Here is a 24,215-nt window from a genome sequence, read left to right as displayed (position 1 = left end):
TCGCACGCTCGCACCCCTCGCCGCACCACCACTTATGCCTTAAACCCCCAGAAGTCACATTAGTCACGCGTTTTGCCAATATTTTGCTATTAATCGCCTGAAGGCCAGGAATCGTCATGGCACGCTGAAACGCATGCCGACCCGTAAGCTTTTCCTTGGTGTCTCCATGGCGGCCTTTGCCCTGTTCACGGGGGTCGCGTCGCCCGCGCTCGCGCAGCCCGCCACGGCCGCTCCCGGCCCGGCCGCTCTGGTCCGCGAGCACACCACGGCGTTTCCCGCGTACACGGCGCCGCACGCGTACGGCCGGGCCGTCTATCTTTTCGACGCGACCACGGGACGGGAACTGCTGGACAAGAACGCCGGCAAGCGGATGCCGGTCGCCAGTCTCACCAAGATCATGACCGCCTATGTCGTCCTGCGGGAGGCGAACCTCGACGACCAGGTCAAGATCAAGCGTGAGGATGTCGAGTACGCCTGGAACAACGACGGCACGACGGCCGATCTCGAACCCGGCGACACCCTTCCGGTCCGGGAACTGCTCTACGCGCTGCTGCTCCCCTCGGGCGCGGACGCCGCGCACGCCCTGGCCCGTGTGTACGGCCCGGGAGTGGACGGCTTCGTGGCCAAGATGAACGCCACCGCCAAGAGCCTCGGACTGAACGACACGCTCTACGTCAACGCCGACGGGCTGCCCACGCGCGCCGGCGACGGCTACTCCACCGCCCGCGACCAGGCCCGCCTCGCGGCGATCACGCTGCGCGACCCGGTCTTCACCGAGATCACCTCGACCCGGCAGCACTCGACCGGCGACGGCAGGTACGACTGGTCCAACACCAACCACATGCTCGGCCTGCCCGGCGCGATCGGCGTGAAGACCGGCTTCACCAACGCCGCCGGGTTCTGCCTGGCGTTCGCCGCCGACCGCCACGACCACCGGCTGGTCGGCGTCATCCTCGGCGAGGACGACTCCAGCCGCCGCTGGGACACCGCCGGATCTCTGCTCGACTGGGCGGCCGAAAGCTGATTTCTTCACCAGAAAAGGTGGCGTCCGGAAAACACTCCGGAAAAGAGGGCCTTCCCACATCGGCGGAACGCGGTTAGTTTCCCGATCAGTGTCCAGCGGAGGCCGATCTCGGTCTCCAGTCTGCTGGGCCGTCTCGGATCGTCATTGGACCCGAAGGAGAGCCCAATGCGCGCCACCCTCGGCATGCGGGGCGCAGTCGCCGTCGCGGCGTCCGCCCTCGTGCTTCCCCTCCTGCCCGCCGCGCCGGCGAACGCCGACCCCGACCCCGCGGGGGTCGTGCAGACGATCGTCGCGTCCGCGGTCAAGAAGCACCTGACGAAGCTGCAGCAGATAGCCGACGCCAACGGTCACACCCGGGCCGCCGGCACTCCCGGCCACGTGGCCTCCCGCGACTACGTCGCCGGGGTGCTGAAGAAGGCCGGTTACAAGGTGACCCTGCAGGCGTTCGAGTTCCCGTTCTTCAAGGAGAACGCCACCGCGTCGCTGGAGCGCACCGCGCCGACCCCGAAGACGTACGCGCCGACTCCGCCGGACGGCAGCACCGTCGGGGAGTTCGCGACGATGACCTACTCCGGTTCCGGCGACGTCACGGCCGCCGTCCGGAACGTCGACCTGATGCTGCCGCCCGGGCCGACGCCCAGCAGTTCCACCTCCGGCTGCGAGGCCGCCGACTTCGCCTCGTTCCCGGCCGGCTCGGTGGCGCTGGTCCAGCGCGGCACCTGCACCTTCCAGGTCAAGGCGGAGAACGCGCAGGCCGCCGGGGCGGCCGCGGTCATCATCATGAACGAGGGCCAGCCGGGGCGCACCGAGACCCTGCAGGGCACGCTGGGCGCGCCCACCGTGCACATCCCCGTCGTGGGCGTGAGCTTCGCGGTCGGCCAGGAGCTGGCCGGCACCGCCGGGACCGTCGTCCACGTCAGGACGAGCACCACCAGCGAGATCCGCACCACCCACAACGTCATCGCCGACTCCAGGTGGGGCGACCCGAACAAGGTGGTTCAGATCGGGGCGCACCTCGACAGCGTGGTGCCGGGGCCGGGCATCAACGACAACGGCTCGGGCAGCGCCGCGATCCTGGAGGTCGCCGCGAAGCTCGGCGCCGTCCCGACCCGGAACGCGCTGCGCTTCTCCTTCTGGAGCGCCGAGGAGCTGGGCCTGCTCGGCTCGGAGCACTACGTCGCGAGCCTGTCGCCGGCCGACCTGGCGAAGATCAAGCTGTATCTGAACTTCGACATGGTCGCCTCCCCCAACTACGCGCTCAAGATCTACGACGGTGACGACTCCGACGCCACCGGCGCGCCCGCCGGACCGGCCGGCTCCGACGAGATCGAGAAGCTCTTCGTGAAGTACTTCGACACCATCCGGCAGGGCCACGTGGGCACCGACTTCGACGGGCGGTCGGACTACGGGCCGTTCATCGACGCCGGGATTCCCGCGGGCGGGCTGTTCACGGGCGCGGAGGGCGTCAAGACCCCCGAGGAGCAGGCGCTGTTCGGCGGCACCGCCGGCCAGGCGTACGACTCCTGCTACCACAAGGCCTGCGACACCATCGCGAACGTCAACGACAAGGCCCTCGCGCTGAACACCGGCGCGATCGCCACGGCGGCCGTCGTCTACGCCTTCAGCCGCGACCTGCCCGGGCCGGACACCCGGCCCACCGCCCGGACCGCCGCGGCCTCCGCAGGCGCCCACGCGGACCACGGGCACGGCCTGACCGCGAGCTGATCCCCCGGCCACACGCGGGGCGTCCTCCGGGCCCCGCCGGACTTCGCGTCCGGCGGGGCCCGCCGCGTCTCACCCCGCCGTCAGCTGAAGACGACGTCGCTGCAGATGAAGTACGCCTGGTCCATGTGCGAGGCCTGCCAGATCGTGAAGACGACGGCCCGGCCGCTGCGCCCGGACGTGCTGGCGTTGATCGAGTAGCTCTGGCTCGGCGCGTACCTGCCGGTGCGGGTCAGCAGCTGCAGGTCGTTCCAGGTCAGGGCTTGCCTGGTCGGATCGAAGCCCGGCTTGGTCACGTAGACGAGGAAGTAGTCGGCGCCGTGGCTGGCCTGGTCCTGGAGCTTGACCGTGAAGCTGTTGCGGATGGTGGTGGTCTTCCACGCGCCGACCGCATCCATCGCGTTGTAGCGGCCGCTCTCGGCGTGGCCGCCGCTGCACAGCTGCCCGTTGGGGATGCCGGCCTGGAAGTTGCCGCCGAGGCCGTTGCGGTACAGGCCGTTCCAGTTCCACATGGCGTTGGGCTCGGCCTGCCACGCCTGCCAGCACATCGGGTCCTGCTGGGCCATGGCCGGGTTCTGGAAGTCGTTGCCCCAGCGCTGCCAGCAGCCGTAGACGCGGGAGGCGGGGTCGATGACGGAGCCGTGGGCGAGGGCGGCGCCCGTCCAGGTGGCCAGGCAGGCCGCCGACGCGGTCAGCAGGGCCGTGAGACGCGGGGCCCAGCGGCGGGCGCGGGGGCGTGCGTGGAGCTGTGCGTGGGGCTGTGACTGCGTGTGCACTGTTGGGTCTCCATCTTCCGGTGGGGGGTTCCGGGCGAGATGGGGAGCGCTCCCGAGTTGCTGCGATCGTAGCCGACAGGCTGGAGTCGGCAAGCCTTACTCATGCCTGTAAGATCCATCGCCGCACCGCCGCCCGGACACCGGGCCCGCGGCACGGCCCGTCCGACCTGGCCGTTCACAGCGGGACACCGCGACCCGTGCGGGGGGCGGAACCGGACCCGCCGCCCATGTACCTTTCAGCGCGGCACGAGCGCCGCCCAAGCGCCGCCCGGCCGGGCGGGCGGCGGCTTGCAGCGGGGAGGGAGCCGGCCGTCGCGGATCACGACGGGGTTGATCACGACGGGTCGGGGCGGCCGCTCGGGCCCTGCTCCGACTTGTGCAGGAACGGCGAGCGGCCGAGGACCACGATGCCCGCCACCAGCGCGACCAGCCCGCCTACCTCCCCCGCCAGGGCGGGCGGGTCGACGCGCAGGCGCTCGCCGAAGAGGGCGACGCCGAGGAGGATGCCGACGATCGGCTCGGTCGCGGTGGTGGCGGGCAGCGAGATCCGCAGCGGCGCGGCGTCGAACGCGCTCTGGTTGAGCAGGATGCCGGTCACCGCGATCACCGGCAGCGCGTAGAGCTGCGGGGAGGCGAACAGCGCCCCCGGTCCCCGCGCCAGCGTGAGCAGGGCTCCGCGGGTGAGCGCGTCCTGCAGGCCGTACAACGCCCCGGCCGCGGCGGCGAACAGCATCGCCTTGGTCTGCAGGGGCACCCGCAGCGCCACCACGACCATTCCGGCGGCGACGGCGACCACGACGAGCACGGCGATCCACGCCAGGGACCCCGACGCCGGCATCCCGCCCCCGTGCGGGCGCCCGGCCACCAGGAACGCGGCGACGCCCCCGCTGACCAGCACCGCCCCCAGCCACTCCGTCCCGCCCAGGCGTTCCTGGTACAGCAGGGCCGCCGCGCCCAGGGCGAAGATGAGGTTGGTCGCCAGAAGCGGCTCGACCGACGCCACGTCGGCGCGCCGCAGCGCCAGCGCGCCGGCGATCTGGCCGCCGACCATCAGGGCGATCCCGGCCAGCCACACCGGCTTGCGCGCGAGGTCGAGCAGCAGGCGCACGTGCAGCATCTCGCCCAGTGGCTCGGTGTACGCGACGTGCTGCTGCGCGACGAAGCCCAGCCCGAGGAGGGCCGCCGCCGCGAGGCCGAGGAACACCGTGACGGTCATGATCCCGCGCCCCACCCCCTCGCGCGCCGGTCGCGTCCTCCCAGGTTATGCGCCCGTCCCCGGTCCCGCCCGGGTCGCGTACGACGTGTCCATCACCCCGTGCGGTGACGCAGGGTGTCCGATCGGTAACCGCTTTTTATTCCGGATGCCGCCGATCGGTAACACGCCCGGACTGAAGTAGCCGTCACGAGAGCGATGGCACCGCCTGGAGGTCCGGATGGCAGCACACAGCACGCCGCGGCTCGCCGGGGCACACTACCCGGTGGCGGTCGTCGGCGGCGGACAGGCCGGGCTGTCGATCAGCCACTGCCTGGGCCGGCGCGGCGTCGAACACGTCGTCGTCGAGGCGAACCGGGTGGGCCACGAGTGGCGCGAGCGCCGCTGGGACTCCTTCTGCCTGGTGACCCCCAACTGGCAGTGCGACCTGCCCGGCTTCCCCTACAAGGGAGCCGACCCCGACGGCTTCATGGTCCGCGAGGAGGTCGTCCGCTACCTGGAGGACTACGCCGCCTCCTTCGGGCCGCCGCTGGCCGAGGGCGTACGGGTGACCCGGCTTCGGCGGGCCGTGAGCGGGGTCTTCGAGCTCGCGACGACCGCCGGGGACCTCACCGCCGACCAGGTGGTGGTGGCGACCGGCCCCTACCACGCGCCGTCGCTGCCCCGCCTGGCCGAGCGGCTGCCGGCCGGCGTCGAGCAGGTCCACTCCTCCCGCTACCGCCGCCCGGCCCAGTTGCCCGAGGGCGAGGTCCTGGTGGTCGGCACCGGGCAGTCGGGCTGCCAGATCGCCGAGGACCTCCACCTCGCCGGCCGCCGGGTGCATCTCGCGGTCGGCGGCGCGCCCCGGGTGGCCCGCTTCTACCGCGGCCGGGACTGCGTGGCGTGGCTGCACGACATGGGCCACTACACCAGGAGCATCGACGAGTTCGGCGACGCCGACGCCGTGCGCATGCGCGCCAACCACTACGTCACCGGCCGCGACGGCGGGCGCGACATCGACCTGCGGGCCTTCGCCCGCGACGGCATGCGCCTGTACGGCCGGCTGACCGGCGTGGACGGCACGAGGCTGGAGTTCGCCGGCGACCTGAAGGACAACCTCGACCGGGCCGACGCGGTGGCCGAGGGCATCAAGGACGCCATCGACGCCCACATCGCGGCCCACGGCGTCGCCGCCCCCACCGAGCCCCGCTACGTCCCGGTCTGGGAACCCGGCGAGCCGGTGCGTCACCTCGACCTGGCGGAGGCCGGGGTCACCTCGGTCGTCTGGGCGACCGGGTTCACCCGCGACCACCGATGGATCGAGATCCCCGCGTTCGACGGGCGCGGCTACCCGATGCACTGGCGCGGCGTGACGAGCTGCCCGGGGCTGCACTTCCTCGGGCTGCCCTGGCAGCACACGTGGGGCTCGGGCCGGTTGGCGGCCGTAGGCCGGGACGCCGAGTTCCTGGCCGCCCACATCGAGGCGTCCCGAAGGCTCGCCGACGTGTGCGGGGCGCTCACCGGGGCCCCCGCCGGACTCTCCCCCGCTCTCCCGGTCGGGTGACGCCGTGGTCTTCGACGCGCACCGCCACATCGGCGTACTGCCCGCCCACCCCTTCTATGGCGGCCCTCCCGTGAACCCCGACGTCACCGCCCGCGCCACCGTCAGGCGGCTCATCGCCGACCTCGACGCGGAGGGCACCGAGCGGGCGCTCGTGCTGCCCAACTACGGCGTGCCCGACCCGGACGCCGCCTTCGCGCTGAACGAACTCGCGCTGGAGGCGGCGCAGGCCGACGACCGCGTCCGCGCCGGGCTGTGGGTCTCGCCGCTGCCGCGCGACGAGGAGCGCACCGCCCGCGCCCTCGCCCTGGCGGGCGAGGCGGGCGTGCGGGCCCTCAAGCTCAGCTTCCTCCTGGGCGGCCGTCCCACCGACCCCGCCTGCCGGCCCGGACTCGACCGGATCTTCGCGGCGGCCGCGCGGCACGGGCTGGTCGTCCACGTCCACACCTCCCCCGGCGCCGCCTCCGACATCGACGAGGTCGGCCACCTGGTCGAGTGGTACGCCGACCGCGTGCCGGTCCACCTGGTGCACTTCGGCGGCGGGATGAGCGGCCACATCAAGCTGGCCGGCTCCCGGTTCTTCGACTGGATCGCGGCCGGCAAGCGCGTCTACACCGACCTGTCCTGGGCCATCGGCTTCGCGCCGTACTGGCTGGCCCGGGAGATCGAGCGGCGCGGCCTCGGCCACGACCGGGTCCTGTTCGCCAGCGACCAGCCGTGGGGCGACTTCGCGGGCGAGCACGCCCGGATGCGCGCCGCGACCGGCGGCGGCGAACTGGGCCGCCTCGTCTTCCACGACACCTTCGCCTCTCTCTACGACTGATCCCACCTATTCGAAGGAGACGCACGTGACCGTCGACATGACCGACCTCGAGAAGAAGAGCATCGAGGAGATCCCCCACCCGTCGCTGCCCGAGGGCTCCACCATCTACGGCACCACGAAGGTCTTCCCCGACTACAAGGCCGAGAACGGCGAGTCGTACTTCACGCTCGTCCACGGCATCGCGCACGAGTCGTCGGTGAGCTTCGTGGCCGTGCTCCAGGCCACCCGCGCCCTGCGCAAGGGCTTCGAGACCGCCATCTACTTCTACGGCCCCGGCTCGCTGAACTGCCTGGCCACCCGCGGCTTCCCGACCACCGGCAACTCGGCCTTCCCCGGCGAGCACAACATCAACAACCAGCTCAAGACGTTCATCGCCGAAGGCGGGAAGGTCTACTGCTGCCGCTTCGGCCTGTCCCTGCACGGCGCCCGCGAGGAGGACCTGATCGAGGGCGTCATCCCGACCCACCCGCTGGACGTGCAGGACGCGCTGATCCACTACGCCCGCAAGGGCGCCGTCATCAACTCCACCTACCAGCTCTAGCGCCGTGACCGACGTACGGATCATGACCCGCGCCGAGCTGGCCCTGCGCGGCGTGGCGCTGGACACCCCCGTGCGGCGGCCGGAGGGCGCCGGGCCCAGCGGCGACGGCCACGTCCTCGTGGACGGCGCCGGCGCCGCGCTCCCGGTCAACCCCGACAGCCCGTTCACGGTGCGGGACGGCACGGTCTGGCTCGGCGAGCAGGACACCGGCGTCACGCTGGTCCCCGTCCGCAGGCCCCGGTTCTACGACCTGGTCACCGCCGACGGCGTGCCCTACGAGCGGATCGCCCGGCTGCACGGCGCCGACGTGCTGGCCACGACCGTCGTGCAGACCTGCGTCCGGTACGGCGAGGCCGACCGCTGCCGGTTCTGCACCATCGAGGAGTCGCTGAGGTCGGGCGCCACGACCGCCGCCAAGACGCCCGCCCAGCTCGCCGAGGTGGCGGAGGCGGCGGTGCGGCTCGACGGCGTCCGGCAGATGGTGATGACCACCGGCACCACCGCCGGGCCCGACCGGGGGGCGCGGAACCTGGCGCGGTGCGTGCGCGCCGTGCTGGAGGCCGTCCCGGGGCTGCCGATCCAGGTGCAGTGCGAGCCGCCGGGCGACCTCGCCTGGATCGGCGCGCTGCGCGAAGCCGGGGCCACCGCGATCGGCATCCACGTGGAGTCCCTGGACGAGGAGGTGCGGCGGCGCTGGATGCCGGGCAAGTCGTCGGTGCCGCTGCGCGAGTACGAGGCCGCCTGGGACGAGGCGGTCCGGGTCTTCGGGCGCAACCGCGTCTCGACGTACCTGCTGGTCGGGCTGGGCGAGGACCCCGGCGAGCTGATCGCGGGCGCGGGCCGGCTGATCGACCGGGGGGTCTACCCCTTCGTGGTCCCGTTCCGCCCGATGCGGGGCACGCTCGCCGCCCGCGACGGGATCGGCGCGCCCGGTGCCGGGCTGCTGCGGCACGTCACCGAGAGCGTGGCGGCGCTGCTGCGCGCGGCCGGCATGCGCGGCGCGGACCAGGGCGCGGGCTGCGCCGCCTGCGGAGCGTGCGGCGTGCTGAGCGCGGCGGGCGGGTGAGGGCCGTGTACCTCGACGGCGGCACGCGTGCCCCGGCGCGGGAGACCCCGCCCGACATCCTCGCGCTGCTCGGCGACCACAGCACGCTGTCCCGCCGGACCGGCATCCGGATCGAGCAGGCCGGGGACGCCGCGACGCTGGCGGCCTACCACCGCCTCCGCCGGGAGGCGTTCGTCCGGGAGCAGGGCCTGTTCGAGGGCCACGACCTCGACGACCGGGACGACGACCCGCGCACGGTCGTGCTGGTGGCCAGGGACCCGGCCGGCTCGGTCGCCGGCGGGGTGCGGCTCGGCCCGGCCGGCGACGGCCCCGACATCGGCTGGTGGACGGGCGGACGGCTGGTCGTGGCCCCCGCCGCCCGCGGCACGCGGCATGCGGGCGGGGGTGCGGGCGCGGCGCTGGTGCGGGCGGCCTGCGCCCGCGCCGAGGCGGAGGGCGCGCTGCGGTTCGAGGCGACCGTACGGGCCGGGGCGGAGGCGTTCTTCCGGCGGCTCGGATGGGCGCGGGTGCGGCCGGCGGTGGTCGCGGGCGCGCCGCACGTGCTGATGCGCCACCCGATCGGCCGGATCGCGGCGCAGGCGGCCGCGGCCAAGTCGGCGCTCGGCCCGCTGCTGGCCGCCCTGCCGGGCGGTCCGGCACGGCTGGGCGGGCCGGGCTTCGTCGGCGACGACGGCGCGCCGGTGCCCGGCAGCGATCTCGTCGCCGCCTGCGACGCGATCGTGCCGTCCATGGTCGAGCGGGACCCGGAGTGGGCCGGCTGGTGCTCGGTCCTGGTGAACCTCAATGACCTCGCCGCGATGGGCGCCGCCCCGGCCGGGCTGCTCGACGCGCTCGCCGCGCCCGACGCCGCGCACGCCGCCCGGGTGATCGGCGGCCTCGCACGGGCCGCCCGCGCGTACGGCGTGCCGGTGCTCGGCGGGCACACGCAGCTCGGGGTTCCCGCGGCGCTGTCGGTCACCGCGCTGGGACGGACCGCCCGGCCGGTGCCGGGAGGCGGCGGGCGCCCGGGCCACGCCGTACGGCTCACCGCCGACCTCGGCGGCGGCTGGCGGCCCGGGTACCGGGGCCGCCAGTGGGACTCCACCACCGGCCGCCGTACGGACGAGCTGCGCGAGATGCTCGGCGCGGTCGCGGCGGCCCGGCCCGCCGCCGCCAAGGACGTGTCGATGGCCGGCATCGCCGGCACGCTCGGCATGCTGGCCGAGGCGGGCGGCTGCGGGGCCGTGCTGGACGTGGCCGCGGTGCCGCGCCCGGCCGCCGCCTCCATGGGCGACTGGCTCACCTGTTTTCCCGGCTTCGGCATGCTCACGGCGGACCGGCCGGACGCGCCGGCGCCGCCCGCGGGCCCGGCCGTCTCGCGGGTCTGCGGTGAGTTGACCACCGGCCGGGGCGTGTCGCTGCGCTGGCCCGACGGACAGGTCACGGAGGCCGTGGGCGGCCCGGTGACCGGATTGGGGACCGCGTGAGCGCCCTTCGCATGGCGGCGGTGTCCGCCGGGTTCGGCCGCGACCTCGAAGACGACTTCGCGGTCGCCGAACGCCTGATCAAGGAGGCCCGCACCGGCGACGTACGGCTGCTCGCGCTGCCCGAGGCGTGCCTGGGCGGTTACCTTCTCAGCCTCGACGGCGACGCCGCGGACGCGGGGCCTCCCCCGCTCGCCGTGGACGGCCCCGAGATCCGGCGGCTGGCCGCGCTCGCCGGCGACATGGTCGTGGTCGCGGGCTACTGCGAGGACGGCGGCGACGCCCGCTACAACAGCGTGGTGTGCGTGAGCGGCGACGGGGTCCTCGGCAACCACCGCAAGGTCCACCAGCCGCTCGGCGAGAACGCCAGCTACTCCTCCGGCGACGGGTTCCGCGCCTTCGACACGCCGGTCGGCAGGATCGGCATGATGATCTGCTACGACAAGGCGTTCCCGGAGGCCGCCCGCGCGCTGGCCCTGGACGGCGCGCAGATCGGGGTGTGCGTGTCGGCCTGGCCCGGGTCCCGTACGGACGCGGCGCCGGATCTGGAGCGGGACCGCTGGAAGCGGCGGTTCGACCTGTTCGACCGGGCGCGGGCCCTGGAGAACCAGATCGTCTGGCTGTCGGCGAACCAGGCCGGCACGTTCGGGTCGCTGCGCTTCGTCGGCAGCGCGAAGGTCGTGGAGCCCGGGGGCGAGATCCTCGCCGGGACCGGCGTCGGGGCGGGCATGGCGGTCGCGGAGATCGACGTGCCGGCGGCGCTGGAGACCGCCCGCCGGTCGATGGGCCACCTGCGCGACCGCCGCCCGGAGACGTACGGGCCGCCGCGCGAAGGCCGATCGTGAGCATGCTGCGGATCGCCGCCGCGGCCGCCCACTTCGGCCGCGACCTGGAGTTCGACCTCGCCCGCGTGGCCAAGCTGATCGCCGACGCGCGCGGCGCGGGCGCGGGGCTGCTGGTGCTGCCCGACGCCGCGCTCGGCGGCTACCTCGCCGACCTGCGCCGCCCGGACCCCGACGCGCTGCCGCCCGCGCTGAAGCCGGACGACGCGGTGATCGCCCGCGTGGCGGCGCTGGCCGCCGAGATGGTCGTGTGCGTCGGGTTCTGCGAGGACGGCGGCGACGCCCGCTACAACGCCGCCGTCTGCGTCAGCGGCGACGGCGTGCTCGGCCTGCACCGCAAGGTGCACCTGCCCGCGGGCGAGACGGCGGCCTACGCGCCCGGCGACCGGTTCGAGGCGTTCGACACCCCCGCCGGGCGGATCGGCATGCTGATCGACTACGACAAGACCTTCCCGGAGTCGGCCCGCAGCCTCGCCCTCGGCGGCGCGCAGATCCTGGCCTGCCTGTCGGCCTGGCCGACCAGCGTCACCAACCGCGCGCCGCGGATGGCCCAGGACCGGCAGTCGCGCCTGTTCGACCTGTACGACCAGGCGCGGGCCGCCGAGAACCAGGTCGTGCTCGCCTCCTCCAACCAGACCGGGGTGATGGGCGGCATGCGGTTCCTCGGGCAGGCCAAGGTCGTCGGCCCGGGCGGCGACGTGCTCGCCCGCACCTGGTCCAAGGCCGGGCTCGCCGTCGCCGAGATCGACGTCGCGGCCGAGATCGACCGCGCCCGGCGCATCCTCCACCACATCCGGGAGCGCAGGCCGGACGTCTACCGGGAGACCGCCACATGAACATCGCGCTGCTCAGCTACTCGACCAAGCCGCGCGGCGGGGTCGTGCACACCCTCGCCCTGGCCGAGGCGCTGGCGGCGGCCGGGCAGCGGGTGACGGTGTGGACGCTCGGCCGGGGCGGCGACGCGGGGTTCTTCCGCCCGGTCGAGCCCGCCGTACGGCTGCGGGTGGTGCCGTTCCCCGACATCCCCGGCGAGTCCGTCGGCGCGCGGGTGCTGCGGTCGATCGCCGTGCTGCGCGCGGCCTTCGCCCCGGCCGCCGCCGCCTACGACGTCGTGCACGCCCAGGACTGCATCAGCGCCAACGCGGCGGGCGACTGCGTGCGCACGGTCCACCACATCGACCACTTCACCACCCCCGAGCTGGCCGCCTGCCACGAGCGCGCGATCGTCACCCCGTACGCGCACGTCTGCGTGTCGGCGGCGGTGGCGGCCGAACTGGAGACCGGCTGGGGCATCAGGGCCACGGTGATCCCCAACGGGGTCGCCGCCGAGCGGTTCGCGTCGGCCGACCCGGCCGCCGTCCGCGAGTGGCGCCGCCGCCTGGGGACCTACGTCCTGACGGTCGGCGGCATCGAGCCGCGCAAGGGCTCGCTCGACCTGCTGGAGGCGTACGCGCTGCTGCGCGGGACGCACCCGGACGTCCGGCTGGTGATCGCCGGCGGCGAGACGCTCTTCGACTACCGCGACTACCGGGCGCGGTGGGAGGCCCGCGCGGCGGAGCTGGGCGCCGGCCCGGTGGTCCTCGGCCCGGTGCCCGACGCCCACCTGCCGTCGCTGGTGGCGGGCGCGGACGCCTTCGCCTTCCCCTCCCTGAAGGAGGGCTTCGGCCTCGCCGCGATGGAGGCGCTCGCGGCGGGCGTCCCCCTGGTGGTCCGCGACCTGCCCGTGCTGCGGGAGGTCTTCGGCCCGGCCGCGCGCTTCGCCGCCGGTCCGCCCGCCCTCGCCTCCGGGCTTCGCGACGCCCTCGCCGGCGACGACCCCGGCAGGCGTACGGCGGGCCGGGAGCTCGCCGCCCGCCACACCTGGTCCGCCGCCGCAGAACGCCACATCGCCTTCTACACGGCACTGGCCGCGTAGGCTCTGAAGCGTGGCGGGCAGACCATTCGACGCGGTGCTGTGCGACTTCGACGGCGTCCTGAAACTGCAGGACCTGGAGCAGCAGGCGGAGATCGAGCAGGCGTACGGGGTGGAGCCGGGGACGGTGGCCCGGGTGACCGGCGCTTCGGCGCTGGTGGTCCCCGCACTGACCGGGCTCGTGACCCGCGAGGAGTGGCTGGCGTCGGCCGTGCCCGTGCTCGCCGAGCTGGTGGGCTCGGCGGCGCGGGCGGGCGCGCTGATCGACGAGTGGGTCACGGCCCGCACCTGGGCCGACGAGGAGGTGCTGGCGCTGCTCACGCGGGCCCGCGCCCGCGTCCCCGTCGTGCTCGTCAGCAACGCGACCTCCGAGCTGGCCGCCCACCTGCGTGAGCTGGAGCTGCACGACGCCTTCGATCACGTGGTGAGCAGCTACGACGTGGGCGTGGTCAAGCCCGACCGGAGGATCTTCGAGATCGCCGTCGAGCACGCGGGCGCGCCCGCGCAGCGGTGCCTGTTCGTGGACGACCGGGCCGAGAACGTCGCCGCGGCGAGCGCCCTCGGCATGACCGGGGTCCACTACCGCGTGCCGGCGGACCTGGAGGCGGCGCTGCTCCCCCTGCTGGCGGACTAGGCTCCGGTCATGGTGCGCTGGATCGTGGCCTATGTCGACCGGCCCCGTGATCGGTTCGCGGCGGGCGCGGCGTTCTGGACCGCCGTCACCGGCACCCGGCTGTCGGCCCGCCGGGGCGGCGACGGGGAGTGGGCCACGCTGCTGCCGGAGGACGGCGACGCCTGCGTGAAGCTCCAGGCCGTACGCGACGGCGGCGGCGCCCACGTCGATCTGGAGGTGGACGACGTCCGCGCGGAGGTGACCAGGGCCGTCGCGCTCGGCGCCGCCGTCGCGGCCGACCACGGCGACTGGGCCGTGCTCCGCTCCCCCGAGGGCAGGGCGTTCTGCCTCACCCCGTGGGAGGGAGCGGCCCGGCGGCCGCCCGTGTTCGCCGCCACCCGCCTCGACCAGGTCTGCCTCGACATCGCCCCCGGCGCGTACGGCGAGGAGGTGGCGTTCTGGGCGGCGCTGACCGGATGGCCCCCGCTCAACGGCTCGCTGCCCGAGTTCACGGTGCTGCGAAGCCCGGACATGCCCGTACGCCTCCTGCTGCAGCGACTCGGCGACGGGCCGGGCCGCACCGCCCACGTCGACCTGGCCTGCGCCGATCCCGAGGCCGCCCGCGTACGGCACGAGCGGCACGGGGCGGCGTTCGTGGCGCGCGGGCGGCACTGGATCGTCATGCGCGACCCGGCCGGCGGGGTCTACTGCCTCACCGGACGGGACCCGGAGACCGGCTCCCTGCCCGGGTGACCACCCCCGGCTTGATTCCCGGCGGCGTTCCCGCCGCGTTCCCGGGCGTCAGGCGGCGGGGCGCAGGTGCCGCAGCGCGGCGGCGAGCCGGGCGAGCTCGGCCAGCATCGCGTCCGCCGAGCTGTCCATCACGTCGTTGGGCCGCAGGTCGCCCTCCGCGTCGACGAACTGGGTGACGAACGGGATCGAGACCGCCTCGGACACCGGCACCATCTTCAGCGTGGTGACGACCTGCTTGAGCATCTGCACCGCGCGCGTCCCGGCGGAGACCCCGCCGTAGCTGACGAACCCGACCGGCTTGCACTGCCACTCGTGGTGCAGGTAGTCGATGGCGTTCTTCAGCACCGCGTTGAAGCCGTAGTTGTACTCCGGGGTGACGAACACGAAGGCGTCGCCGCGTTCGATGGTCGCGCTCCACTCCTTGGTGTGCTGGTTGACGTACTGCCGCAGCCGGGGGTGGTGGGGCTCGTCCAGGAACGGGAGGTTCACCTCCGCCAGGTCGACGAGCTCGACCTCGAACGCGTCGTGCGCGACCGCGCGCTCCCGGAACCACCGCGCGACCGGCAGCCCCGTCCGCCCCGGTCGCGTGCTGGCGACGACGATCTGCAGAACCGGCTTCCCCACGATTCCCCCATTTAGCGCTCCAAGGGATATAACGCCCACCACGGTACGCCGTGATCGGAACGGGCGCCGACCGGGTCTCCCCATCCCGGGAGGCCCGGTGTCCTGCGGGTTACCGGCCCGAGAACCGCTTCGCGACGTCGCGGGCCCATCGCGCGGCCTCGGCCGCCTGAGCCCCGGTCACGGGCGCGCCGGGCATCCCGCCCAGGCGCTCCACCTGCTCGGCGTAGCGCAGGTGCTCCCGGTGCGCGTGCTCGCGGCACGCGAGGCAGGTGACGCTCTCCGGACGAGGCGAGGTCATCGCGTACGGCACCTGGAGACCGCACCCGGTGGTGACGACGCTCGGCGCGTCGGGCGCGCGCCCCAGCGACGACGCGAGCAGACCGCGGTAGACGGCACCGGCCTGCATGACCTTCTGCTCGACATGGATGTGCGGGTCTGTCTCGGTCATCGCCGCACACACCTCCGTCCGCGTCGTCCAGGTATGAGGCTCCGGAGCGAGACTAACGCGTGGGCCCGGTGCCGCACGCGGTCGTCAGCGGGCGAGGCGGCGGCCGACGACGCGGCGCCGGCTCTGATCGCCGCCCTCGAAGATCCGCATGATTTGGCCGAAGATCCTTCTGGCGGCACGGCGACGGGGTCCAATTGAGGCATGAGCAATGACTCGGACGCCTCCTCCGGCCACCCGGCTTCCCCGCTCTCCAAGTACGGCAGGCGCCTCTTACAAGGCTTGTACAAGGCCGCGACTCTTTCTGCCATCGCATTGACCGTCGCCACCGCCTATACGTTGATCGATCGGATTCCAGCTCCCGCGATCAACCCGCTGAGCCCTGTCTGGATCTTGACTGGTGCCCTCCTGTCGATGCCGTATGTCGCCCTCGGAGTTCTGGATCGGCTGCGACGTGGCCGGGACCGGCGACGACTCGACGCGGCCGCCGACGAGCCCGGCAAGCGGCTGAACGACCGGATCAGAGCAGTCAGCGACGCGTTCACCGAAGCGGCGACCCTGATGAACGAGCTCCAGCGCGATCTCAAAGCGCAGCAGGCGGCCCGCGAAACTCTCCTCACCGAAGCCCAACGGCAGCAGAAGCTTCTCGAAGTCGACAAGGAGCAGGCCGAGAAGATCCGGGAGATTCTGATCGGTGAGACAAAGGCCACCATTCGCGCCGAACGGCGCCAGCAGCTGCTGTTCTTCGCGCTCGGCCTGGTGGCGTCCGTGCCCATAGGCGTTCTCGTCAACTGGATCAGCTGAGCCGTGGAACCGGCTTCGGATCGGTACGGATATGCGGCGACAGGGCCACTGCCTGCGGTGCTGGCCGGAACAGGACACCGGCACCCCTTGATTACCTCTCCCCCGGTGAGAAGGTGGAGTCCCCGGATCGAAGAGGACAACGATGTCACACACTCACGCTCAGGGCTCTGACGCGCGAACCCAGGCGATCGTGCGGGAACTGGCCGTAGTCCACCAGCTCGCCGCGAAGGACCATCAGGTAGGGGAACCCGGGCTGTACTCCCGGATCATGGTGATCGTCGACGGCAACATCCCTTCCCAGGGCGACGATGAAAGCTGCTACCTGACCCCGGTCGCGGCGCCCAGGTCCGGCCAGGGCTACTACACCCTCACGAGGGCAGACGGTGCCGAACGTCCCGCGGAGATCAGCGTGGACGAGGCCAAGCTCTCGCAGCAGGACAGCGAGGTCACCACTCTGCTCGAGGCCTACGAATGGATGACCGGCCGGGGATTCACCGTCGCCGCCCAAAGTATCCAGGTCATCCTGATCAGCAACATCGGGCCGTGCACGGGCTGCCAGGCCCGCCTTCGGATCTTCCAGAGCGACCTCCTCGCCGCGGCCAAGGAGGCCGGGAGCAACGTCCCCTTCACCGTCGAGAGCGTCTACGACACCCCCGAAGCCTCCCTGGACAGGACACGGGGCAACAAGATCCCCACGACGTACGGTTATCCGGACGCGGTGCGGACGCCGTACGACATCTCGGGCCGGCAGGGAGCGTACTGGGTCTACAGGCTGCCCAGCCTCCAGTGACGGTGGCGCTTCGACCAGGTCGATGCGCTACCTGGCGAGGTGGCGGCTGATGACGAGGCGCTGGATCTGGTTGGTGCCCTCGAAGATCTGCATGATCTTGGCTTCGCGCATATAGCGCTCGACCCGGAACTCGCGCGTGTAGCCGTACCCGCCGAAGACCTGGACCGCGTCGGTGGTGACCCGCATCGCGGTGTCGGTCGCGACCAGTTTGGCGACGCTGGCCTGCCTGCTGTACGGCAGTCCGGCGTCGCGGCGGCGGGCCGCGTCGACGTAGGTGGCGCGGGCGGCGTCGACTCCGGCGGCCATGTCGGCGAGCAGGAAGCCGAGCCCCTGATGGTCGATGATCTTCTTGCCGAACGTCTCGCGCTCCTTGGCGTACGCGACGGCCTCGTCGAGCGCGGCCTGGGCGAGCCCGGTCGCGCAGGCGGCGATGCCCAGCCTGCCGGAGTCGAGCGCCCCGAAGGCGATGGAGAGGCCCTGTCCCTCCGCGCCGATGAGCCGGTCCGCCTCGATCACCGCGCCGTCCCAGTGCGCGGTGGTGGTCGGGATGGCGTGCAGGCCCATCTTCTCCTCGGGGCGGCCGAACGTCAGGCCCTCGGCCGTGCCGGGTGCGAGGAAGCAGGAGACGCCGCGCGAGCCCGGGCCGGTGCGGGCGAACAGCGCGTAGAAGTCCGCCCGGCCGCCGTGCGTGATCCACGCCTTGGTGCCGGTGATCCGGTAGCCGCCCTCGGTCTTCTCGGCCCTGCAGGTCAGGGCGGCGGCGTCGGAGCCGGCCTGCGGCTCCGACAGGCTGTAGCCGCCGATCAGCCGCCCGGCCAGCATGTCCGGCAGCAGGCGCTCCCGCTGCTCGGCGGTGCCGTACTCCGCCAGGGGGAAGCAGGCCAGCGTGTGGACGCTGACCGCGACCGCGACGGCCGCCCACCGCGCCGCGAGTTCCTCGATGACCTGGAGATACACCTCGTACGGCTGGCCGCTCCCGCCGTACTCCTCCGGATAGGGCAGGCCGAGCAGCCCGGCGGAGCCGAGCGTCGCGAAGAGCCCCTCGGGATAGGTCTCGGCGCGCTCGTGCTCGTCGACGCGGCGGGCGAGCTCCTTGTCGGCGATCTCCCGGGTCAGCTCGATCAGGTCCCGGGCGTCCTGCCCCGGCAGCAGCCGCTCGACAGTCACCGTGCCTCCCCAATCACTGTGCCTCCACGGGTGACGGGTCGTCCAGCCGGGCGAGAAGGGTCGCGGCCCGGTCGCGGAACTCGGCCACCCTGGCGAGCTTGATGCCCTCGTAGCCGCGGATCATGTCCGGCAGCGCGGCGATCTCGGCGACGGCGGCGGCGTTCGCCGGAGTGAGCCCGTCGAGGGCCCGCCGCACCAGCTCGCGGTACTCCCCGGGCAGCGTGCGCTCCACCCTGCGGACGGCGGCGTACCCGAACACGTCGGCAGCGGTGCCCCGCAGCGCGCGGGCGGCGCGCAGCCCGCGGAACACGACGCCGGCGGACCGGCGCAGCCTGATCTTCCGCTTCAGGCCCATCGCCCTGAGCAGCGGCGGATGCAGCAGCACCGACACGTCGGCGTCCGCGCCGAACTCCCGCTCACGCCTGGCGCGCTCCACCGGGTCGAGGTGCAGCCGCGCGACCTCGTACTCGTCCTTGTACGCCAGCAGCTTGTGCAGCCCCCGGGCGTACGCGATCGCGATCCGGTCGCCCGCCTTCTCCCCCGCGCGCTCGGCGGCCAGGGCGGCCACCCGGCGCACCTCGCGGGCGTACGACCCGGCGTACCCGGCGTTCTGGTATCCGGTCAGGTCGGCGGTTCGCACGGCCAGCGTGTCTTCCAGGGTCTCCTCCGCCGTCTCCTCCCGGGTCTCGTGCAGGGCCGCGGTCCCCGGGGTCGCGGCCCGGAACACGGCCCCGAACACGGCCTCGCGGTCCAGTACGGCGGCCCGGCCCCACCGGAAGGCGGCGAGGTTCGTCTCGACGGCGGCCCCGTTGAGCCCGATCGCCCGCTCGATGGCGTCCGCCGAGAGCGGCAGGCAGCCGTGCTGGTAGGCCGCGCCCACCAGCAGGAGGTTGGCGGGCATGTGGTCGCCGAACAGCGCGTCGGACAGCGCGCCCGCGTCCAGGTGGACGTTGCCGCCCGGCACGGTGGCCGACTCCAGGCGGGCGAGCGCGTCCTCGGGCCCGGGAAGCGCGGCGCGGCCGGTCAGCATGGCGGCGGTCGGCACGATCGCGGTGTTCACGACGGCGACCGTGCGTCCGGGTGAGGCGACGGCGAGGGTGCCGTCCGCGGCGGCGCCGAGCAGGTCGAAGCAGAGCAGGACGTCGGCCGCGCCCCGGGTGGCGCGCACCGAGCCCGTGATCGGGTGCGGGGAGAGGCGCACGTCGCTGACGACCGGGCCGCCCTTCTGCGCCAGCCCGGTCTGGTCGAGCCCGGCGGCGTGCAGGCCGTCCAGGTGCGCGGCCATCTGGAGGATCTGTGAGACGGTGACCACTCCGGTGCCGCCGATGCCGGGCAGCCGCAGCAGAACCGGCCGCCCGGAGAACCTCGGCGCCGGCTCGGTCAGCGCGACCGGCGGCGCGGGCACCGCGTCCCGGACCCGCGGGCGGGGCTCGACGAGCAGGAACGAGGGGCAGTCGCCCTTGAGACAGCTCAGGTCGGAGTTGCACGACGCCTGGTGGATGCGGGTCTTGCGGCCGAACTCGGTCTCCACCGGCTGGACCGACAGGCAGGTGGACGCCTCGCCGCAGTCGCCGCAGCCCTCGCACACCCGCTCGTTGACCACCACCTTCGCCGTCGGCGTGGGCAGTTTGCCGCGTTTGCGCAGCCGTCGCTCCTCCGCCGCGCAGCGGTCGTCGTGGACCAGCACGGTCACCCCGTCGACCTCGGCGAGTTCCCGTTCCACTTCCTGGAGGTCGTCGCGGTGCCGTACGGACGCGATCGGCGCCAGCCGGACGCCGCGGTAGGTCTCCGGCTCGGGCGTGGTGACCACGATCCGGCGCACCCCCTCGGCGGCCAGCGACCGCGTGAGCGCGGGCACGTCGAGGCGGCCCTCGGCGCGCTGCCCGCCGGTCATCGCCACCGCGTCGTTGTAGAGCAGCTTGTAGGTGATCGAGACGCCGGCGGCCACGGCGGCGCGGATCGCCAGCGAACCCGAGTGATGGAAGGTGCCGTCGCCGAGGTTCTGGGTGAAGTGCCGGTCGGAGGTGAAGGGGGCGAGGCCGAACCACAGGGCGCCTTCGCCGCCCATCTGCGTGATGCCGACCTGCCTGCCGCGCCCCTCGGTGTGGAGCGCGACCATCGCGTGGCAGCCGATGCCGGGGCCGACCAGGGTGTCATCGGAGGCGCGGGTGGAGATGTTGTGCGGGCAGCCCGAGCAGAAGTACGGCGTGCGGGCCGCCACCAGCGGAAGCAGGGGACGCATCGCGGGACGGGCGGACAGGACCACCGTACGGCGGGGCAGCCGCTCCTTGCCGAGGCAGGCGGCGAGCGCCTCGGCGACGTCCTCGGCGGAGAGGCCGCCACGGGCGGTCAGCAGCCCGCGGCCGACGACGTCGGGCCGGTGGTCGGTGTCGTACAACGCCTGCTTGAGATGGCCCTCCAGGAACGGCACCTTGTCCTCGACCACCAGCACCCGGTCGAGGCCCGCGGCCATGGCCGCGAGGTGGTCGTACGCGAGGGGGAACGGCATGGCGAGCCGGATGAGCCGCAGGCCGAGGTCGTCCATCGCGGTCTCGTCCAGGCCGAGGTCGGCGAGGGCGCGCAGGACCACCGCGTAGGAGGTGCCGGACGCGAGCACGCCCGTCGTGGCCCGCGGCGCGTCGTGCGTCACCCGGTTGAGGTCGTGGGCGCGGGCGTACTCGCGGGCCAGGCCGAGCCTGCGGGTGAGCATGTCGTGCTCGGCGTCGAGCGAGGCCGGGCCGACCAGCGTGGGTGGCGCGCCCCGGGGGGTGCGGTCCGGCACGGGGACGCCCTCGCGGAGCGGCCCGAGGCCGACTGTCGCCGAGGAGTCGGCGACGTCGGTGACGATCTTCATCCCGGCCCACAGCCCGGTGGCCCGCGACAGCGCCACGGCGTGCAGCCCGAGCTCGATGATCTCCGCGACGGATCCGGGGGCGAACAGCGGCATCGACAGGCTCTGGCACATCGGCTCGCACGTGCTGGGGACGGTCGACGACTTGCTGCCGGGGTCGTCGCCGATCCAGGCCACCGCGCCGCCGAGCGCCGCCGTCCCGGCGACGTTGCCGTGCCGGATCGCGTCCGCGGCGCGGTCGAGGCCGGGGTTCTTGCCGTACCAGAAGCCGGTCACGCCCTCGTGCCGGCGGCCCGGCAGCTGGTCGAGCAACTGCGTGCCGGCGACCGCCGTCGCCGCGAGCTCCTCGTTCAGCGCGGGTCTGGCCACCACGCCCGCCTCCGCCAGGAACCGCGCGGCCCGCGCCATCTCCAGGTCGACCCCGCCGAGCGGCGAGCCGGGGTATCCCGAGACGAAGACCCGCGTGTCCAGGCCGCGCCCGGCGTCCAGGCGGCGCTGCTCAAGTGTCAGGCGGACCAGCGCCTGGACGCCCGACATCAGCACGGTGCCGCTCTCGGCGGCGTACCTGTCGTCGAGCGAGACGGGACGCGGAGACATGCTCACACTCACGCGAACCTCCTGGGCTACTGGGGGGTGACCCACAGCACAGCAATCTCCCGCCCCGTACGCAAGCACGGCGCGGCAGACGGCGGCCACGACGCAAAACTATGAAGAATCGCTCTCATATGAGTACTGTTCTTTGCGTCGGTTACGGAGGTGGCCCCATCGCGGAGATAGACGAGATCGACCATCAGGTGCTACGTCTGCTGCGCGAGGACGGGCGCAGGACCTTCTCGGAGATGGCGGCCGAGATCGGCCTGTCGGTGGCCGCGGTGAAGCGGCGCGTCGACCGGCTGCGCGAGATCGGCGTCATCACGGGCTTCACCGTGCGGGTCGACTACGCCAAGCTCGGCTGGGGCATCGAGGCGTTCACCGAACTGCGGTATCCCGGCACGACCCCGGTCGCGAAGATCATTCGTACCGCCACGGACGTGCCCGAGGTGCAGGAGGTGTTCACGATCGCCGGCGATCCGGACGCGCTCATCCACGTCCGCGTCCGGGACCTCAGCCACCTTCAGCAGGTGATCGACCGGCTGCGCCGCGCCGGCGACGTGACCGGCACCAAGACCCTGCTGGTGCTCGGCTCCTGGACCCGCGACACCGGGTCGGCCAGAGACACAGGGTCGGCCAGAGACACAGGGTCGGCCAGAGACACAGGGTCGGCCAGAGACACAGGGTCGGCCAGAGACACAGGGTCGGCCAGAGACACCGGCCCGGCCGGAGAGCCCGGTCGCCGCCCTCCCCGCTGACGCCTCCGGAGGCCTCGCGGGACCCCCCCGCCCCCGGCATTCGCTCCCCGTATGCCCGGCGGTTCCGGACGTCTCGCGGCTGATGCGTCCCGAGGATCCCGGCGGCCGCGGCCGTGGCGGGCGTCTCGCGTCGCGGGCGTCCCGGGGATTCGGCGGCCCGGGAACGGTCAGTTCGGCCGGACGCCGACGCCGGCGTCGAGGAAGCTCGTCAGCGGGCCGTCGGCGAGGCGGCCGTCGCGGTGCGCCTTCTGCAGCTCGCGGACCAGGTCGTAGACGCGCCTCGCGCCCTTGTCCCCCCGGCCTCTGCCCCGGTCGTGGAGGAGGTCCCTGGCCGCCTTCCTGATCGTGTCGTGCGCCCGGCGGGCCAGCCCCTGCTCGATGCCGCCCCGGCTCTCCTGCTCCTGTACGGCGTGGTCGAACGCGGCCAGCCACTCCTGATATCCCCCGTAGACGCGACGCACCGGGGTGGGGGGCGCGGGCGTGGGCCTGCCGGACGCCCGCGGCGTGGCGGGCGTCGGGCGCGGCGAGGCGGTCCGCGTGGGGGTGGGCGAGGTCTCGGCACGGGTGGTCGTCGCCGTGGGGGCGGCCGTGGACCCGCTCCGCTCTCCGGGGCCGGACAGCGCCGCCACCCCGATGACGATCACGGCCAGGCCCGCCACCGCCGCCCCCAGCCGGATGAGCGTCCGCCGCTCGGGCGACCCGCCCGCAGCCGGCGACCCGGCCGGCCCGCCGTATGGCCCCCCATCAAGTGGCCCGTGCGGCGGCCCGCCGTACCGAGGCCCGTCGAACTCCTGCCCAACGGGCGGCGGCCCGCCGAAGGAGGGCACGTCCAGCAGCGCGGTGTCCCCCGCGCGGGCGCCGCCCCCGGCGGCGGGGGGCCTCGCGGCCGGGTGTGGGGCGGTGAGGGTTACGGCGGCCAGGACCTGGCGCGCGACCTCCGCTCCGGGGCGGGCGGCGGGGTCCTTGGCCAGCAGCGCCATGATCAGCCGCTCCAGCTCGGCGGGGATCTCCGGCCGATGCCGGCTCGGCGGCACCGGAGCCTGGTGGATGTGCCGGTACACCAGTTCCGGAGCCGATCCCGTGAACGGCGGGTGCCCGCACAGCAACTCGTAGCAGACGCACCCCAACGCGTAGAGGTCGCAGGCCGCCCCGGCGCCCCGGCCCTCGATCTGTTCGGGAGCCAGGTAGGCGGCGGTGCCGACGACGGCGCCCACCGCGGTGAGCCGCGCCGCCTCCGTCGCGACCTGCGCGACGCCGAAGTCGACCACCTTGAGCGCGCCGTTCGCCGTCCGGTGCAGGTTGGCGGGCTTGACGTCCCGGTGCACGACCCCGGCGCGATGCGCGGCGTCCAGGCCCGCAGCGGCCTGGCTCGTCAGGTCGCACGCCTCCGCCACGGAGTATCGGCCCCGGTCGGCCAGTTCGTCGGCCAGGCTGCGGCCGGTGAGCAGTTCCATCACCAGGTACGGCCGGGCGTCCTCCTCACCGATGTCCAGCACAGTCACCACGTTGGGGTGGACGATCCGGGCGGCGGCCCGGGCCTCGCGGGCGAAGCGCTCCCGTGACGCGACCCCGGCGACCTGCGGCGCGAGGATCTTGACCGCGACGGGGCGGTGGGCCCGCAGGTCCCGGCCCCGCCAGACCTCGCCCATCCCGCCCCGGCCGATCAGCCCCTCCAGCTCGTAACGACCGCCGAGCACGGACGGCACCACGTCCCGCACCTCCCAGCCTCGCGCACATGATCGGGAGCCAACCTATCCTCCCCCGAGGCCGGGAGAGAGCGCGTGCCGGCTCACCCTGGGACGGCGGCCCGGGCGAAGATCCCTGAAACTTCCAGAGGATCGGCCCGCGACGCGGGGCGGACCCGCCACCGCACACCGGTGGCCCGGCGCGCGCCGTA

The 24,215-nt window shown here is 73.6% G+C and carries 22 protein-coding genes; 15 read left to right on the top strand and 7 right to left on the bottom strand.

Going from position 1 to position 24,215, the window contains the following annotated elements; genetic code table 11:
- Window positions 1-166: 166 nt before the first annotated feature.
- Window positions 167-1,024 carry a D-alanyl-D-alanine carboxypeptidase family protein gene (locus HHX37_RS25965; RefSeq protein WP_259406783.1) on the top strand — a complete coding sequence of 286 codons (858 nt, stop codon included), beginning with the start codon at window positions 167-169 and terminating at the stop codon, window positions 1,022-1,024.
- Window positions 1,025-1,189: 165 nt separating this feature from the next.
- Window positions 1,190-2,749, top strand: coding sequence for a M28 family metallopeptidase (locus HHX37_RS25960; RefSeq protein WP_182887126.1), 1,560 nt, complete (start codon window positions 1,190-1,192; stop codon window positions 2,747-2,749).
- Window positions 2,750-2,829: 80 nt separating this feature from the next.
- On the opposite strand, the gene HHX37_RS25955 is transcribed toward HHX37_RS25960, so the two are convergent.
- Both HHX37_RS25955 and HHX37_RS25950 read right to left on the bottom strand, forming a co-directional pair.
- The gene (locus HHX37_RS25955; RefSeq protein WP_111702065.1) at window positions 2,830-3,522 is read right to left on the bottom strand and encodes a lytic polysaccharide monooxygenase auxiliary activity family 9 protein; all 693 of its coding nucleotides are present in this window, start codon (window positions 3,520-3,522) and stop codon (window positions 2,830-2,832) included.
- 334 nt (window positions 3,523-3,856) lie between these two features.
- Window positions 3,857-4,738 carry a DMT family transporter gene (locus HHX37_RS25950; protein ID WP_182881191.1) on the bottom strand — a complete coding sequence of 294 codons (882 nt, stop codon included), beginning with the start codon at window positions 4,736-4,738 and terminating at the stop codon, window positions 3,857-3,859.
- 217 nt (window positions 4,739-4,955) lie between these two features.
- On the opposite strand from HHX37_RS25950, the gene HHX37_RS25945 reads away from it, so the two are divergent.
- Genes HHX37_RS25945 through HHX37_RS25900 form a run of 10 tightly spaced genes read left to right on the top strand, consistent with a single transcriptional unit; the run spans window position 4,956 to window position 14,288 of the window.
- A complete protein-coding gene (locus HHX37_RS25945) occupies window positions 4,956-6,278 on the top strand; it encodes an MSMEG_0569 family flavin-dependent oxidoreductase (protein WP_182887125.1) in 1,323 nt (440 codons plus the stop codon).
- 4 nt (window positions 6,279-6,282) lie between these two features.
- Complete coding sequence (locus tag HHX37_RS25940) at window positions 6,283-7,098, top strand: amidohydrolase family protein (protein ID WP_138460864.1); 816 nt, start codon at window positions 6,283-6,285, stop codon at window positions 7,096-7,098.
- Between the two features lie 25 nt (window positions 7,099-7,123).
- Window positions 7,124-7,639, top strand: coding sequence for an MSMEG_0572/Sll0783 family nitrogen starvation response protein (locus tag HHX37_RS25935; protein ID WP_111702059.1), 516 nt, complete (start codon window positions 7,124-7,126; stop codon window positions 7,637-7,639).
- A gap of 4 nt (window positions 7,640-7,643) precedes the next feature.
- Window positions 7,644-8,705, top strand: a complete 1,062-nt coding sequence (locus HHX37_RS25930) for an MSMEG_0568 family radical SAM protein (RefSeq protein WP_220503162.1) — start codon at window positions 7,644-7,646, stop codon at window positions 8,703-8,705.
- The gene (locus tag HHX37_RS25925; RefSeq protein WP_220503161.1) at window positions 8,675-10,171 is read left to right on the top strand and encodes an MSMEG_0567/sll0787 family protein; all 1,497 of its coding nucleotides are present in this window, start codon (window positions 8,675-8,677) and stop codon (window positions 10,169-10,171) included. The genes HHX37_RS25930 and HHX37_RS25925 overlap by 31 nt, the downstream gene beginning before the upstream one ends.
- Entirely contained in the window at window positions 10,168-11,013 is an 846-nt protein-coding gene (locus HHX37_RS25920; protein ID WP_182881193.1) for a carbon-nitrogen hydrolase family protein, read from the top strand. Before HHX37_RS25925 ends, HHX37_RS25920 begins: the two co-directional genes overlap by 4 nt.
- A 2-nt stretch (window positions 11,014-11,015) precedes the next feature.
- Window positions 11,016-11,846 (top strand): carbon-nitrogen hydrolase family protein, encoded by an 831-nt coding sequence (locus HHX37_RS25915; RefSeq protein WP_259402205.1) that lies wholly within the window; start codon window positions 11,016-11,018, stop codon window positions 11,844-11,846.
- A complete protein-coding gene (locus HHX37_RS25910) occupies window positions 11,843-12,925 on the top strand; it encodes an MSMEG_0565 family glycosyltransferase (protein WP_182887124.1) in 1,083 nt (360 codons plus the stop codon). Before HHX37_RS25915 ends, HHX37_RS25910 begins: the two co-directional genes overlap by 4 nt.
- A 10-nt stretch (window positions 12,926-12,935) precedes the next feature.
- The gene (locus tag HHX37_RS25905) at window positions 12,936-13,556 is read left to right on the top strand and encodes an HAD family hydrolase (protein WP_182887123.1); all 621 of its coding nucleotides are present in this window, start codon (window positions 12,936-12,938) and stop codon (window positions 13,554-13,556) included.
- Window positions 13,557-13,565: 9 nt separating this feature from the next.
- Window positions 13,566-14,288 carry a VOC family protein gene (locus tag HHX37_RS25900; RefSeq protein ID WP_182887122.1) on the top strand — a complete coding sequence of 241 codons (723 nt, stop codon included), beginning with the start codon at window positions 13,566-13,568 and terminating at the stop codon, window positions 14,286-14,288.
- A gap of 48 nt (window positions 14,289-14,336) precedes the next feature.
- On the opposite strand, the gene HHX37_RS25895 is transcribed toward HHX37_RS25900, so the two are convergent.
- Window positions 14,337-14,912 carry an NAD(P)H-dependent oxidoreductase gene (locus HHX37_RS25895; RefSeq protein ID WP_310740535.1) on the bottom strand — a complete coding sequence of 192 codons (576 nt, stop codon included), beginning with the start codon at window positions 14,910-14,912 and terminating at the stop codon, window positions 14,337-14,339.
- Between the two features lie 109 nt (window positions 14,913-15,021).
- Window positions 15,022-15,360, bottom strand: a complete 339-nt coding sequence (locus tag HHX37_RS25890; RefSeq protein ID WP_182887120.1) for a hypothetical protein — start codon at window positions 15,358-15,360, stop codon at window positions 15,022-15,024.
- Between the two features lie 201 nt (window positions 15,361-15,561).
- On the opposite strand from HHX37_RS25890, the gene HHX37_RS25885 reads away from it, so the two are divergent.
- Both HHX37_RS25885 and HHX37_RS25880 read left to right on the top strand, forming a co-directional pair.
- Window positions 15,562-16,161, top strand: coding sequence for a hypothetical protein (locus tag HHX37_RS25885; RefSeq protein ID WP_182887119.1), 600 nt, complete (start codon window positions 15,562-15,564; stop codon window positions 16,159-16,161).
- Window positions 16,162-16,303: 142 nt separating this feature from the next.
- Window positions 16,304-16,951 carry a hypothetical protein gene (locus tag HHX37_RS25880; protein ID WP_182887118.1) on the top strand — a complete coding sequence of 216 codons (648 nt, stop codon included), beginning with the start codon at window positions 16,304-16,306 and terminating at the stop codon, window positions 16,949-16,951.
- A 27-nt stretch (window positions 16,952-16,978) separates the two neighbouring features.
- Here the strand turns inward: HHX37_RS25880 and HHX37_RS25875 are convergent, their stop codons facing one another.
- On the bottom strand, window positions 16,979-18,118 hold the full coding sequence (locus tag HHX37_RS25875; protein ID WP_182887117.1) for an acyl-CoA dehydrogenase family protein: 1,140 nt from the start codon (window positions 18,116-18,118) through the stop codon (window positions 16,979-16,981).
- Between the two features lie 13 nt (window positions 18,119-18,131).
- Window positions 18,132-21,578, bottom strand: coding sequence for an indolepyruvate ferredoxin oxidoreductase family protein (locus HHX37_RS25870; protein WP_310740534.1), 3,447 nt, complete (start codon window positions 21,576-21,578; stop codon window positions 18,132-18,134).
- Window positions 21,579-21,694: 116 nt separating this feature from the next.
- Here HHX37_RS25870 and HHX37_RS25865 point away from each other — a divergent pair, with 116 nt between their 5' ends.
- Window positions 21,695-22,318 (top strand): Lrp/AsnC family transcriptional regulator, encoded by a 624-nt coding sequence (locus HHX37_RS25865; protein ID WP_259406782.1) that lies wholly within the window; start codon window positions 21,695-21,697, stop codon window positions 22,316-22,318.
- A gap of 167 nt (window positions 22,319-22,485) precedes the next feature.
- On the opposite strand, the gene HHX37_RS37930 is transcribed toward HHX37_RS25865, so the two are convergent.
- Window positions 22,486-24,027: a serine/threonine-protein kinase gene (locus tag HHX37_RS37930; RefSeq protein WP_182887116.1), complete on the bottom strand. Its 1,542-nt coding sequence runs from the start codon at window positions 24,025-24,027 to the stop codon at window positions 22,486-22,488.
- Window positions 24,028-24,215: the final 188 nt, after the last annotated feature.

It is taken from the genome of Microbispora sp. H10885 (genome assembly GCF_014161415.1).
Classification (GTDB): Bacteria; Actinomycetota; Actinomycetes; order Streptosporangiales; family Streptosporangiaceae; genus Microbispora; species Microbispora triticiradicis.
The sequence above is the reverse complement of the archived record's forward strand: the minus strand, read 5'-3'. Positions and strand labels throughout refer to the sequence as shown.

Bases quoted from the DNA above. Each gene is read 5' to 3' on its own strand.
- HHX37_RS25965 (WP_259406783.1), top strand. From the start codon at position 167: ATGGCGGCCTTTGCCCTGTTCACGGGGGTCGCGTCGCCCGCGCTCGCG.
- HHX37_RS25960 (WP_182887126.1), top strand. From the start codon at position 1,190: ATGCGCGCCACCCTCGGCATGCGGGGCGCAGTCGCCGTCGCGGCGTCC.
- HHX37_RS25950 (WP_182881191.1), bottom strand. From the start codon at position 4,738: ATGACCGTCACGGTGTTCCTCGGCCTCGCGGCGGCGGCCCTCCTCGGG.
- HHX37_RS25945 (WP_182887125.1), top strand. From the start codon at position 4,956: ATGGCAGCACACAGCACGCCGCGGCTCGCCGGGGCACACTACCCGGTG.
- HHX37_RS25915 (WP_259402205.1), top strand. From the start codon at position 11,016: ATGCTGCGGATCGCCGCCGCGGCCGCCCACTTCGGCCGCGACCTGGAG.
- HHX37_RS25910 (WP_182887124.1), top strand. From the start codon at position 11,843: ATGAACATCGCGCTGCTCAGCTACTCGACCAAGCCGCGCGGCGGGGTC.
- HHX37_RS25900 (WP_182887122.1), top strand. From the start codon at position 13,566: ATGGTGCGCTGGATCGTGGCCTATGTCGACCGGCCCCGTGATCGGTTC.
- HHX37_RS25890 (WP_182887120.1), bottom strand. From the start codon at position 15,360: ATGACCGAGACAGACCCGCACATCCATGTCGAGCAGAAGGTCATGCAG.
- HHX37_RS25885 (WP_182887119.1), top strand. From the start codon at position 15,562: ATGAGCAATGACTCGGACGCCTCCTCCGGCCACCCGGCTTCCCCGCTC.
- HHX37_RS25880 (WP_182887118.1), top strand. From the start codon at position 16,304: ATGTCACACACTCACGCTCAGGGCTCTGACGCGCGAACCCAGGCGATC.
- HHX37_RS25865 (WP_259406782.1), top strand. From the start codon at position 21,695: ATGAGTACTGTTCTTTGCGTCGGTTACGGAGGTGGCCCCATCGCGGAG.